At 53.7% G+C, this 12,549-nt stretch carries 12 protein-coding genes and 1 other RNA gene; 1 reads left to right on the forward strand and 12 read right to left on the reverse strand.

Annotated elements, in window-relative coordinates:
* Window positions 1-55: 55 nt before the first annotated feature.
* The 5 genes from WKS99_RS08240 to murD are packed head-to-tail and all read right to left on the reverse strand — an operon-like array spanning window position 56 to window position 5,821.
* Window positions 56-1,306, reverse strand: a complete 1,251-nt coding sequence (locus WKS99_RS08240) for a methionine gamma-lyase family protein (protein ID WP_340405719.1) — start codon at window positions 1,304-1,306, stop codon at window positions 56-58.
* A 33-nt stretch (window positions 1,307-1,339) separates the two neighbouring features.
* A complete protein-coding gene (locus WKS99_RS08245; RefSeq protein ID WP_340405720.1) occupies window positions 1,340-2,338 on the reverse strand; it encodes a M42 family metallopeptidase in 999 nt (332 codons plus the stop codon).
* Between the two features lie 23 nt (window positions 2,339-2,361).
* A complete protein-coding gene (locus tag WKS99_RS08250) occupies window positions 2,362-3,387 on the reverse strand; it encodes a M42 family metallopeptidase (protein WP_240287665.1) in 1,026 nt (341 codons plus the stop codon).
* Window positions 3,380-4,420 carry a M42 family peptidase gene (locus tag WKS99_RS08255; RefSeq protein ID WP_340405721.1) on the reverse strand — a complete coding sequence of 347 codons (1,041 nt, stop codon included), beginning with the start codon at window positions 4,418-4,420 and terminating at the stop codon, window positions 3,380-3,382. The genes WKS99_RS08250 and WKS99_RS08255 overlap by 8 nt, the downstream gene beginning before the upstream one ends.
* Window positions 4,421-4,435: 15 nt before the next feature.
* The gene (gene murD, locus WKS99_RS08260; protein WP_240287670.1) at window positions 4,436-5,821 is read right to left on the reverse strand and encodes a UDP-N-acetylmuramoyl-L-alanine--D-glutamate ligase; all 1,386 of its coding nucleotides are present in this window, start codon (window positions 5,819-5,821) and stop codon (window positions 4,436-4,438) included.
* Between the two features lie 159 nt (window positions 5,822-5,980).
* Between murD and rnpB the strand changes: the two genes are divergently transcribed.
* Window positions 5,981-6,335, forward strand: an RNA gene (rnpB, locus tag WKS99_RS08265) — RNase P RNA component class A.
* 515 nt (window positions 6,336-6,850) lie between these two features.
* On the opposite strand, the gene WKS99_RS08270 is transcribed toward rnpB, so the two are convergent.
* The 7 genes from WKS99_RS08270 to WKS99_RS08300 form a co-directional block, all read right to left on the reverse strand.
* Complete coding sequence (locus WKS99_RS08270; RefSeq protein ID WP_240287672.1) at window positions 6,851-7,579, reverse strand: YebC/PmpR family DNA-binding transcriptional regulator; 729 nt, start codon at window positions 7,577-7,579, stop codon at window positions 6,851-6,853.
* 118 nt (window positions 7,580-7,697) lie between these two features.
* A complete protein-coding gene (locus tag WKS99_RS08275; protein WP_186852582.1) occupies window positions 7,698-7,871 on the reverse strand; it encodes a hypothetical protein in 174 nt (57 codons plus the stop codon).
* Between the two features lie 112 nt (window positions 7,872-7,983).
* A complete protein-coding gene (locus tag WKS99_RS08280; protein ID WP_147571787.1) occupies window positions 7,984-8,352 on the reverse strand; it encodes a thioesterase family protein in 369 nt (122 codons plus the stop codon).
* A gap of 30 nt (window positions 8,353-8,382) precedes the next feature.
* Window positions 8,383-9,048 carry a TIGR03936 family radical SAM-associated protein gene (locus tag WKS99_RS08285; RefSeq protein WP_147571788.1) on the reverse strand — a complete coding sequence of 222 codons (666 nt, stop codon included), beginning with the start codon at window positions 9,046-9,048 and terminating at the stop codon, window positions 8,383-8,385.
* Window positions 9,041-10,879, reverse strand: a complete 1,839-nt coding sequence (locus tag WKS99_RS08290; RefSeq protein ID WP_147571789.1) for a TIGR03960 family B12-binding radical SAM protein — start codon at window positions 10,877-10,879, stop codon at window positions 9,041-9,043. The genes WKS99_RS08285 and WKS99_RS08290 overlap by 8 nt, the downstream gene beginning before the upstream one ends.
* Before the next feature lie 33 nt (window positions 10,880-10,912).
* On the reverse strand, window positions 10,913-11,524 hold the full coding sequence (locus WKS99_RS08295) for a peptidase M50 (protein WP_340405722.1): 612 nt from the start codon (window positions 11,522-11,524) through the stop codon (window positions 10,913-10,915).
* Window positions 11,524-12,540, reverse strand: a complete 1,017-nt coding sequence (locus WKS99_RS08300; RefSeq protein ID WP_340405723.1) for a M23 family metallopeptidase — start codon at window positions 12,538-12,540, stop codon at window positions 11,524-11,526. Before WKS99_RS08300 ends, WKS99_RS08295 begins: the two co-directional genes overlap by 1 nt.
* Window positions 12,541-12,549 lie beyond the last annotated feature (9 nt).

Below are 12,549 nucleotides of genomic sequence, written 5' to 3' on the forward strand. Positions count from 1 at the left end.
CCCCCATAGGGAGAAGATATGTAATTTCCGGCTTGGCCTATTCCCTGGGAACCGGCTAATCTGAGCCAAGGAGCTCTTGGACGGCCAGCAGGATCCCCAGTCTGCCCGACTCGAAGGTCAGGCCGCCCTGGAGATACACCGTATAGGGCGGACGCATGGGGGCATCAGCGGACAGTTCGATGGAGGCTCCCTGAATAAAGGCGCCAGCAGCCATAATGACTTGGCTGTCATAACCGGGCATATCCCAGGGTTCCGGGGTCACATAGGAGTCCACAGGCGCGCCGAACTGGATGCCCTTACAAAATTTTTTGAGGGCTTCCGGTTCCCGCATATGAATCATTTGGATGATATCGTGACGGACAGCACTGGAGTGTGGCTCTGTTTCATAGCCCAGCAGTTCCATTACTTTTGCGCCAAAAACAGCCGTTTTAACAGCCTGAGCCACGGTGTGAGGGGCCAAAAACAGTCCCTGGTAAAGCAGACGGTTCTGGCCCAGAGTACAGCCGCACTCCCCACCGATTCCTGGAACTGTAAGCCGTTGGGCCGCCCCCTCTACCAGATCGCGGCGGCCAGCGATATAGCCTCCAGTGGGTGCCAGTCCGCCGCCGGGATTTTTAATCAGGGAGCCTACTACTAGGTCGGCCCCTACATGGGTCGGCTCCAGAGTTTCTACAAATTCACCATAGCAGTTGTCCACCAAAATGGCGGCATTGGGATTCGCCCTTTTGATGATAGCACACATCTCTCCAATCTCCGCCACAGAGAGGGAGGCTCGAGTAGAATACCCTTTTGATCGCTGGATCAGCACCGCTTTTACCTTGGGATCGGCCGCCATCCGGGCAATCCCCTCCAAGTCTGGGGCGTCGTCTACCAGCTCCACTTGACGATATTCCACGCCGTAGTCCTTTAGAGATCCGTGACCCTTTTCCGCTGTACCTATGACACCTAAAAGGGTATCATAGGGGGCCCCGACAGCGGAAACTAGCACATCGCCAGACTTCAGAGCGCCAAAAAGAGCGGAGGCGATGGCATGGGTACCGTTGACGAACTGTATCCGGACAAGAGCGGCCTCTGTGCCAAAAAGATCGGCATAGATCTCATCCAGCTTGTCCCGGCCAAGGTCATCATAGCCGTAGCCGGTGGTGCCGGCAAAATAGCTATCCGCCACCCGGTGGTCTTGAAAGGCAGCCAGCACCCGCTGGGTATTTTCCTGGGCTATGGTATCGATGCGGGAAAATTCATCAACCAGCTCCCTCTGGGCCTGATCACCCAGGGCACGCACTTTATCGCTTAACTGTAAAGGCATTTTATTTGTCAGTCCAATCTTTTTTGTCTCTTGTTATACATTCAACGCAGTCTGGGCGAAGGCTTCCACCAGTTTTATGCAGGCTTCCGCATCTCCAAGGTCGGCCATCTCAACAGGGGTATGGATATACCGACAGGGCACAGAGATCCCTCCGGTTTTTACCCCCAGGCGGGTGGTATGAATGGCGCCAGCGTCAGTACCGCCGCCGCGCATAATATCCCTTTGGACAGAGATCCCCTGTACCTGCGCGAGTCCCTCCAGCTTCGCTACCACTTCTGGGTGGCAGATGATAGAGGAGTCCATTACCTTGACAGCCGCTCCCTTGCCCAACTGAACAGTGCCTGACCGCTTTGATCCAGGGGTGTCATCTACATCAGTGACATCTACGGCAATGGCCCAGTCCGGATCAACAGCCCAGGCGGCGGTCTTAGCGCCCCGCAGCCCCACCTCTTCCTGGGAGGTAAAGACGAAGTACAGGTCGTTAACACTGGTCTGGATACGCTCCAGCACAGCTAGCAGGACCGCGCAGGAGATGCGGTTATCCAAATAGGGAGAGATTACGCCGCTGCCCTGGAGAAAGCAGGGGGAGTCATACACTGCCGTATCTCCCACCTGGACCAGTTTTTTCGCCTGCTCCTCGTCCCTGGCTCCGATATCAATATAACATTCATCTAGCTTCAGCTTGCCAAAATCGGCTTTTTCCTCTGGTACGACCACGCCCCGGACACCGTTTTTGAAACGAATGGGGGTATAGACAGCCTCCTTGGGGCTAATCCCCCCCAGCTTCCCCATTCGGAGGAATCCCTCCTTCTCGATGTGAGTTACGATAAAACCGATGGAGTCCATATGGGCGGCAAGCATTACCTTCGAGCCGGGTCCCTTCCGGTGAACGATGAGATTTCCCATGGTGTCCCAGGCCACCTCATCGGCCATGGGAGAAGCCAATTCGGAGAGGATATTCCTAATATCGGCCTCATCCCCAGAGGGGCCGTGGGCAGAGCTTAACGTCTGTATCAATTCAAACAGTTCCATATGAATTACCTATTGTCCTCCCATCAAAGCTGTGCCGCCTGATCGGCCAGAAACAGTCGGGTCAGCTTCCACATATTTTCAAAGTCGGCCAAACTGCCGACCGTGGCCGGCGCATGAAGGTAGCGTACCGCGGCGGACAGAGCGGCTACCCGGACACCGGATCTGGATCGCTGAATGGTGCGGGCGTCGTTGCCTCCGGCAATATATTCCTTGGTCTGCCAGGGAATCCCGTGCTCCTCCGCCAAGCGGCGCAGATTCTCAAAAAGGTCCCGATCATAGATGGTAGCGCCGTCCATATAGGAGATTACAGGCCCCTTGCCTGGGGCACATACTCGGCGCGCTCCCTCTACCCCTGGCAGATCGGCAGCGGTCGTGGTTTCCAGCACCAGCGCCACCTCCGGCGACACCGAGAAGGCAGTCCCAAAGGCTCCACGGGTGCCTACTTCCTCCTGAGCAGTGAAGGCAAAGGTCACATCCAGGGGCAGATCCTCCTTCAACAGCTCCAGCATAATCGCACAGCCAATCCGGTCATCAATGGCCTTGGCCTTCAAGAAGCCCTGTCCAAACTCCTGGGGTGGGCCAACAAAGGAGCCGTAGGTGCCAGGCGGGACCAGCTTCTCTGCCTCTTCCCTATCCTTCGCTCCGATATCGATATAGAGGGCGTCGGTCTTTGGGACCTTCTCCTCCTCCTCCCTGCTCACCAGGTGGATGGCCTTTAGTCCAATCAGTCCAGGAATCTCATTTTCGCCCAGGACCACCGGCTTACCAATGGCCACACGGCGGTCGACACCACCAACAAAATCAAATTTTAGAAAGCCTTCCTCCGTAATCCTTGTAACAATCACGCCCACCTCATCCATGTGGGCGGCGAGAAGGAGCTTATTTCCGGTAGACTTCTTTCCACGCTTAAAAACGATCAGATTTCCTAGCGCGTCGCTGCGCAGGGAGTCGGCATATGGCTGTGCCTGTGTCTGGATAAAGTTTCGGACCGGGTCCTCTGCCCCAGAAACGCCGTTGAGTCGGCACAGTTCCTTCAGTAGCTCAAGCATAGCTGGGGACCTCCCTCCCAATACCCCGAATAAAGGCGGCCAGAAGCTCGGCCGTCGCTTCTAGATCCCGGCAGTTGACAGTTTCCACTGGGGTATGCATATACCGCAGTGGTAGGGATAGGACGGCGGTAGCCACACCTTCCCGGCTCACCTGAAGGGGCCATCCGTTAGTACCGCTGTGACCAGCCATGACTTCCAGCTGGAAGTCCATATCCAGCTCCCGCGCCTTGTCCCGCAGCCTCTGGGACATCCAGCGGGCACAGTTTGGGCCAAGCCCAATGACAGGGCCCCCTCCCAGCCGGAACGTCTTATCTTTAGAGGCATCCGGGCTGTCTCCGTGTGTCACGTCCACTGCCACACACAGATCAGGGATGATGCCATAAGCGGCGGTAATAGCGCCGGTACTATGCGTTTCCTCCTGTGTGGAGCCTACTACATATACGTCCACATCCAGATCTTCTCCCGCCAGACGCTGGACAGTGTCCAGCAAAATGGCAAAACAGGCCCGGTCATCCAGTGATTTTCCGCATATCAGATCCTCCCCCAGTGGCACACAGCTGGTGTGATATACGGCCGGCGTGCCAACGGGGACCAGTTTTTTGGCATTTTCCTTACTCTGTCCGATGTCGATAAACAGTTCCTGAATGGGCTGGGACTTGTCCATGTCCTCTCTACTCTGCACATGGGGCGGCAGGCAGGCTACCACACCCAGCATGGGAGGATCGGTGAGAATGGTTACTTCCCGGTCTGGAAGCATCCGAGGATCTACACCGCCCAAGGATGCAAAACGGAGGAAACCGTCCTCATGTCCGGTAATGATAAAACCGATCTCATCTAAGTGGGCATCCAGTACAAGTCTAGGTGCATTTTCTTTTCCACACCGCCGGACGCCTACTACACTGCCCATTTTTTGGATCTGTACTGCGTCCATCCAGGGGGCCAGAAGCTGGGCGGCAGCCTCCGCTACCGCCCGCTCAAAGCCGCTAGGGCCCGCTAGGGCACACAGCTGCGGCAAAATGATTCTATAATCCAAGCCTATTCCTCCGCATCAGAGCGCGTTGACAAGCTCTTTAAATATTCGTCCGCGCTCCATAAAATTTTTAAATCGGTCAAACGCGGCACAGGCGGGAGATAGAACCACCACATCACCCGCGACTGCGGCCCCCTGAGCCGCGGCCACAGCGGCGGACAAATCCTCAGTTTCAATCAGTTTTAGCCCGCTGTCCCTGTAGCCCTCCGCTTCTTCCACAGCCTTTCGTATGGCAGGGGCGGTATCACCCGTCAAAATCAACGTTTTTACCTTCTTTATAATCTCCACGCCTAGCTGCGTAAAGGGGACTCCCTTATCATATCCTCCCGCGATCAAAATGAGCTTTTGATTGAAGGAATCCAGGCAGGCCATGGTGCGGGTAGGGCTGGTACCGATAGAATCATTGTAATACTTTACGCCATCCAATTCACGGACCAACTCAATACGATGTTCGACACCGGTGAATCGCTGTGCAACGGCCCGAACCTTTTTGTCTGGCACTAAGCCATCCACAGCCGCAATGGCCGCCATATAATTTTCGATATTGTGGACACCAGGAATTTGGATGTCAGCCAGGGGGAGCACCTCACGGCTGCCGATTTCATTGGTCAGCCAGATAGCGCCATCCCGGAGATAGACTCCCTCTTCCAAACTCTGCTTTCTGCTGAACAGCATGACGGCGGTCGGGGCCTGTTTGGACAGGGCACGTGTAATATCGTTATCGTAGTTGAATATTGCACGGTCACCCGGCTCCTGGTACCGGAAAATATTAATCTTAGCGGCGGTATATTCCTCCATGGTGTGATGATAGTCCAGATGGTTGGGGGAAAGATTGGTAAAGACCGCCACATTGGGGCTCTGCCCCATAGACATCAGTTGAAAAGAGGACAGCTCCACCACGACCATATCCTCCGGGGTCATACCGGCGACATCCGGGAGAAGTGGTTTGCCGATATTACCCCCCACATAGACATTATACCCAGCTTCTTTTAGAAACTCACTGATCAGCGTTGTGGTCGTGGTCTTTCCGTCGCTGCCAGTGACACCGATGATCTTACAGGGACACATCTGAAAAAAGAGCTCCATTTCAGAGGTAACGATGCTCCCCCTCTCGGCCGCCTCCCGCAGTTCAGGGGTATTGGGACTGAGGCCGGGCGTTCGGAAAATAAGGTCGAACCGCGCCAACCGGTCCAGATAACCAGGTCCCAGATGAAGTTTAGCCCCCAGGCTCTCCAATTCCGCGGCCTGCTCCTCCACCCGTTCCCGGGGCGCCTTATCACAGACCGTGACCTTCAGACCAGCCCGAAGGAACATTCGAATCAGAGGGGTATTGCTGACTCCCATACCAATGACAGCGATGGAATAGCCATGGAGGGACTCAAGATATTCAGTAATGGTGGACACTGAAACGTCCTCCTTCCAAGTTTTTCTTTCCCAGCACTTTATATTAACATACCGGGCAAAAAAATTCAATCGAAACTGTGAGCGGCTCCATATGCTTGGAAGTTTCCAGTCCAGGAAACCATTTGACATACACTCCGTTTTCCTGTATGATAGACCAGTCAAGCAGGCTGGACAGCCGCGCGGATGGGGCGAAAGGCCCATCTGTGAGGAAAGTCCGGGCTCCACAGGGCAAGGATAACGGGTAACACCCGCCGGGGGCGACCCTAGGAAAAGTGCAACAGAGATATACCGCCTCGTTCTCCTTGAACGGGGTAAGGGTGGAAAGGTGAGGTAAGAGCTCACCCGATGGCGTGGAAGCGCCCATCGCTGTAAACTCTATCCGGAGCAACGCCGTGGAGGGACAACAGGCTGGCCCGGCCGTTCCATGGAGGCGGCTTGAGTGCGTCGGCAACGACGCATCGAGATAGATGGCTGTCTTAAAAGACAGAACCCGGCTTACAGGCCTGCTTGCGATACAGCGTTCCAGTCAGAGGGCAGGGACGCTGTATTTTTTATTTTATCCCAATTCGTCTTAGTATTCCTGGTCGGAACTGAGAATAATAGTATGAATACTATAAGAAATACTCAGAAACATGAAATAGCTGAAGGCAACTTTAGCTGTTATACGATTCTTTTTTACATTCAAGGATTATTTAATGATGAAATGTAACATCACAGAATTTTTTGCGTCCATATGGATGAACAGTATTTTATTGGACTTGAATGAACAGATAATACCCAGCCAATCTAAAAAAATGATTTGATTGATATTCTTACATAAAACCTATCAATGAATCAATGTACGTTCATTTTTGAATTAGACTTTGGGACCAAGAAATTAGGAGTTTATTTTATGGAAATTTCATCTTCTGTTACAAAGTATGATACCTATACTGGCACCAGTCAGTTCTGCATTATCATCTATGACGAGTAACAAAAAAGGGCCCTGGAGCGGTTTTGCGCTCCAGGGCCCTTTTCTTATGAGAAGAATCAGTCCTGGTCCCAGTTGTGATACACAGCCTGGACATCATCATTTTCCTCCAGGAGATCGATCAGCTTCTCCATATTTTTGATATCGTCCTCAGCGGTAAGCTTGACATAGTTCTGGGGGACCATCTGGACTCCAGCCTCCAAGAAGACATAGCCTTTCTTCTCCAGAGTTTCGGTCACAGCGGCGAAGGCATCGGGATCAGTATAGACCTCAAATACCTCGTCGTCAGCCTGCATATCGTCGGCACCGGCCTCCAGAGCATCCATCATAACAGTATCCTCGTCTAGGTCTTCCGACTCGATGACAATGACACCCTTGCGGTCAAAGGACCAGGATACACAACCAGTGGCGCCCAAGCCCTTGCCATACTTGTCCAGCAGGTGGCGCACCTCAGGGGCGGTGCGGTTGCGGTTGTCGGTCAGCGCCTCGATGATCACGGCGACGCCATTGGGGCCGTAGCCCTCATAGGTCACGTTCTCAAAGCTGTCGGTATTGCCGGAGCCCAGCGCCTTGTCGATGGTCCGCTTGATATTATCGTTGGGCATATTGGCCGCCTTGGCCTTGGCAATGACGGTGGCCAGACGGGAGTTGTTGGCGGGATCACCGCTGCCCCCGGTCTTGACTGCTACGATCATTTCACGGGCAATCTTGGTAAAAATTTGGGAGCGCTTGGCGTCGGCCGCACCCTTGGTCTTCTGTATATTGTGCCACTTGGAATGTCCGGACATGGTAATATCGTTCCCTTCTTGTGTAATGAGCGCAAATATTATATCACTCTTTATAGGCCTTGACAAGCTGTTTTCTCAGGAGATCGTCCAATCTATATAGATTACAGAAATTGCACCGTCAATTTCTTTCGGAAATGGTAAGAAGTGTGCCACGCAACAACTCTGCAAAATAAGAAAGCGAACTATCCAAACCAGATCCTGCCCGTTCAATTGCTTGAGACAAAAGAACGCCAAAAATTATAATAGAAATGGATAAAGTGATCATACCTAAAAGAAATACCCAATTTTTCATTGTTTAACCTCCTTTGGTACAATTGCTTTCAAAGTTCGCAATACTTTCCATAGACAATATAGGTGTAATTGAAGTCAGGAGATCCCAAGGCCTTTCGGATACAATGCCAGCGTCACTGGACCTGACTCCGGTCTTTGTCAGGCACCATGATACGCAGATGCCAACCCTCACCACATTTGCCCTTCTCGTCAAACACTTCGATGTCAAACCACATCTTCCGGCGCTCGATTTCCCGGAGGGTGGCGGTAGCCCACACCTTCATCCCAACGGGTGTAGGGGCCAAATGCTTGACGTGCGCTTCCGCGCCTACGGTGGTCATCCCATCGTCCAAAAATTCACGGGCCAATTCCAGAGCGGCCCCTTCCATCAGGGCCAGCATATTGGGGGTGGAAAGGATCTTGGCGCCGGCGGTTCCGATGCGCTTGGCGGTCATATCGTCTGTGACTGTCCAGGTCAGTGTATGTTGCTTCTTCTCCTCCATGGGTATTCTCCTCCTGTGTATTGTGCCCCTTCAGCGGAAGGGAGTTCCATCTTTGTCCAGTACCTCTCGGCGGTGGAAGGTAACCATGTCTGGCCGGAATTGGGGATATTCCTGGCAAAAGGCGCTGTGGATAAGTTCGGGGTTCAGGCCGGGATTCTGGGCTGACAGTACCGCATCTAGCGTCATAGTGTCGCTCTGACATTCCAGATTCCAGCCGCGGATCAAAGGAATGAGATCCACTTCTGTATATCCCTTTTTGGCTTTGTTAGATTTCTTTTGCATAATCAAACTGTCGCGGCCCAGCAGCTCCCGCATGGCAGACTCTGTCTCCTGGGGACGGCCTGCCGGATATTCCAGATTCATGATGTAGTTGACATAGGCCAACTCCTTGAGTTTTCGCTGTGCTGGATAGCACTGATGGACCACGATCCCCTCCGGCATGGCGGCGGTCAATCTGCCCGGCACCTCTTCCCTGCCGGTCCCCTCCATCAGTCCAAACTCCAGTATTTCACACTGGCTGGAGTAGCCCACCGAGAGGGGCAGCGCAATGGAAACAAAGGGATGTGGATTAAACCCTTCTGTATGCTTGATCGGGATCTTGGCGCGAGCGAAAGCACGCTGAAAGGTGCGCATCAGATCCAGATGAGAGATATATTTGGCTCTCCCTGTTTTGGAAAATAGCAGGCGGTCAGCCACAGGTCCTACCTCCTGTCAGCATTTTGTTGGCCCCACAGGCCGAGCAGCGTGACCGGCAGTCTGGAGTGGTGACAGACTGGTAGCAAAGCTCCCGCTCCCGCCACAGGAATTCCCGACTGACCCCGACGCTTGGTACTGCCCAGGGGAATAGCTCGTCCTTTTCCCGGACCCGGTGGGCATAGAAGTCCCCATCCAGCCCACAGGCGGACAGAGCGTCCATCCATCGCTGGTAATCGAAATATTCGCTCCAGGCGTCAAATTTGGCTCCATGCTCCCAGGCCCATTCCAATACATCGGCTAAACGGCGGTCTCCCCTGGAGAAAATGGCCTCCAGATAGCTGGTCTGGGGGTCGTGCCAGTTGTAAGTGATCGACTTGTCCCGCTTCAGCGCATCCCGCAACAAATCCACCCGGCGCTGGTACTCCTCTACCGGGATTTGGGCCTCCCACTGGAAGGCGGTGTGCGGCTTTGGAACGAACCAGGAGGTGGATACCGTGATTCGTACTCCACGGGCCTTGTTTGGAGTGCACTCCCGCCAGGTAAAATAGACCTTACGGGCTAGGTCGGCGATGCCCAGGACATCCTCATCTGTTTCTGTGGGCAGTCCCAGCATAAAATACAGCTTTACTCCACTCCAACCGCCGGAAAAGGCGGTGCGGCAGGACTGGAGAAGGTCCTCCTCCCGGAGATTTTTGTTGATGGCGTCTCTTAGGCGCTGGGTCCCAGCCTCCGGAGCGAAAGTCAATCCGCCCTTTCGGACCCGCTGGAGCCGCTCCATCAGATTCATGGAGAAGGTATCCGCCCGCAGGGAGGGCAGAGACAGGCCAATATCCCGTGGGGCGCAGTAATCCAGCAGGTCATCACACAACTGCAGCAGACAGGGATAATCCGTGGAGGACAGGCTGGACAGTGTCATCTCCTGATAGCCGGAGTCCTCGCAGGCTTCCTTCCCATATCTGGCCAGCAGTTCTGGGCTGCGGCTTCGGACAGGGCGATAGGCATATCCAGCCTGGCAGAAGCGGCAGCCCCGGATACATCCCCGAAACAGCTCCAGCATCACCCGGTCGTGGACGATCTCGGTGGAGGGAATGATGGTCTTTACTGGGAAATAGGCTTTGTCCATGTCCTGGATGATCCGTTTTGTCACGGTGGCGGGGGCGCCCTCCTTTGGAGTGATGGCTGCCACCCGTCCGTCCTCATGGTAAGTTACCTCATAAAGCGAGGGGACATAGATACCAGGGATACGAGCCGCTTCCTGTAGAAGCTCCTCTTTAGACCATCCTTCCTCCTGGGCCCTTTGGTACAGGTCTATGTACTCCAGAGTGACCTCCTCCCCTTCGCCAAGGACGAAGAAGTCAATAAAAGGGGCCAACGGTTCAGGATTATAACAGCAGGTGCCACCAGCTACCACAAGCGGAGTAAGACCTTTCCGGTCCGCGGATCGGAGCGGCAGTCCCGCCAGATCCAACATATTCAAAACATTGGAGTAGGCCATCTCATACCCAAGAGAAAAGCCGATGATATGAAAGTCTGCGATGGGATCCCCGCTCTCCAGCCCATAGAGGAGCAGTCCCTCCCGGCGCATTTCCTCTTCCATATCGCCCCAGGGGGCATAGCAGCGCTCGCACCACACATCGGGCCTCTGATTCATGACGCCATATAAAATGCGGCATCCCAAATTGGACATCCCAATCTCATAGGTATCCGGAAAACAAAGCGCGAAACGAGTGGTCACAGAACACTTCTCTTTGACCACTGCGTTATACTCGCCGCCAGTATAGCGGGCGGGCTTTTGTACTTTGGGTAAGATATGCTCTAGTGTGCGATTCATATTGATCCTCCAGTTGAAACGCCTAGGAGCGAATCAATATAATTTTACCTTTTTCTTATCTATAAGGCAAGCCCTATTTCCCCTCTTTTTTCCTTTGGAAAAAACAGCCAGCAGCCACAGCCCAACAGATAACAGGGTGATATTTCCGTTTTTCCAGGCCAGCAGCGCCCCCGCCAGAAGCAGCGAGCCTACCAGACATCCGTCCAGCAAGGCTCCAATTTGCTCTGCCACATTCAGGCCACAAAAGACAGCCAGCAATCCATGTAAAAAACGGCCGCCGTCCAGCCTCCCGACCGGCAAAAGATTAAAACAGCCTAGAGCCAGATTCAACCCGGCGAAAAGTGTTCCCCAGCTCCAGCGGCAGCAGAGGACAGCCAGCAGCAGATTCACGCCCGGTCCCGCTAGAGCCGCCACCATCTCCTGGCCATATCCCATCGGCCTACACAGTACCATTTCCGCTCCAACAGCTGTAAGGCGGATTAGCTTGATATCTCCACTCAACAGCCGTATCGACAGGAGATGCCCCAGCTCATGGAAACAGCAGGCCAACACGCACAGCGGGACCAGCCCCTGCCGGTCCAGGTAGTTGAGCCACGCCAACATGAGGAAAAAGGGCGCTGTTACTTCCAACTTTCCAATGCGCATTAGTTTTCCAGGACCTGGATATAGTAAATTGGATCCAGATGAGTTTTATTGAATTTAAGTTCCAAATGCAGGTGTGGCCCAGTGGCGGCACCGGATGAGCCCACCTCCGCAATCTTCTCCCCCACAGCCACAGACTGTCCCTTACTGACACAGACCTTGTTACAATGAGCATAGAATGATTTGACGCCATTTCCATGGTCCAGTTGGAGATAGAGCCCATAGGAGTCGTCTTGGCCGACATACTCCACCGTGCCGGTGGCAAAGGCGCTGATCGGATCGCCTGTCTGTCCACCAATATCCACGCCGCCGTGAAACTGATACACACCATTAATAGGGTGGTCCCGGTATCCATAGACAGAATTTAAATGGCCAAGAACAGGGGTGACTGTTTCGAGATCTCCCAGTGAGAGCTTATCCATGGTATAATTATTGGGCAGTTCCTTCCCACTATAATCAGATTTGAGGAGCAGCGTACCCGCGGCCGGCACCACGGCTGGCTCCTCCACTGCCGCTGGCTGCTCCGACTGTTCCACAGGCTCCGTATCAAAGGAAATATCCAGCTTTGGGAGATCGGAGGAAAATAGGTTCTGGGTCAATTCCTCCGGATCCTGTCTGCCCCCTGTCAGGAGCACAATCTTTGATTGGGAGGAATCATACAAATTTCCTGCCTGCTGTGGATCTACGTCGGAACTAGAAGAACCGCCGAATACTTCTACGCAAAATTCACCAAGTTGGTCCAGCAGCGTGCCTTCCCCCCCAATCGTGGTACCAAGTTTGGAAAAAGCAGCTTTAAAATCTATATTATAGGTGATAAGCTGAACGATATCGTCCCGCACCTGAAGCAGTTTGGCTGGGAAAATTCCCTTCCCTAAAAATACGGTTAGGAATAGGACGACACAGACCAACAGCTGACGTAGACGTGTCCTCTCCTGGCTGCTGGATCCTCTACTATGCCGGCCTGCTCCGGTAGGTGAGAAATGGATATTTTTTCGGGCAGTGTGTGCGGCGCGATACATCCTGGCCCC

This window comes from Flintibacter sp. HCN-6482, from assembly GCF_037892565.1.
Taxonomy (GTDB): Bacteria; Bacillota; Clostridia; order Oscillospirales; family Oscillospiraceae; genus Lawsonibacter; species Lawsonibacter aceti.